Origin of the sequence: Streptomyces sp. NRRL F-6492 (genome assembly GCF_001280125.1) — a bacterium.
GTDB lineage: Bacteria > Actinomycetota > Actinomycetes > Streptomycetales > Streptomycetaceae > Streptomyces.
The window spans coordinates 1-209 of the sequence record NZ_LGEG01000205.1 but is presented as its reverse complement, the minus strand read 5'-3'; the positions used below and the strand labels follow the sequence as shown (position 1 = coordinate 209).

1 protein-coding gene is annotated in these 209 nt (G+C 71.8%); it reads right to left on the bottom strand.

Features of this window, described 5'->3' with window-relative positions; all coding sequences use genetic code 11:
• A partial coding sequence (locus tag ADL08_RS15675) for an amino acid--tRNA ligase-related protein (RefSeq protein WP_324610438.1) occupies positions 1-209 on the bottom strand: 209 nt, incomplete at both ends.

The following is a 209-nucleotide window of genomic DNA, read 5'->3' as shown; positions in this document are numbered from 1 at the left end:
CGCAGCTGGATGTTCAGCTCGCGCAGGCGGGCCTCCTCCAGTTCCGTGGGGGCGCCCATCATGAGGTCCTGGGCGTTGCCGTTGAGGGGGAAGGCGATGGTCTCGCGGATGTTGGGCTCGTCCGCGAGGAGCATGACGATGCGGTCGACGCCCGGGGCGATGCCGCCGTGCGGCGGGGCGCCGAACTGGAAGGCGCGGAGCATGCCGGC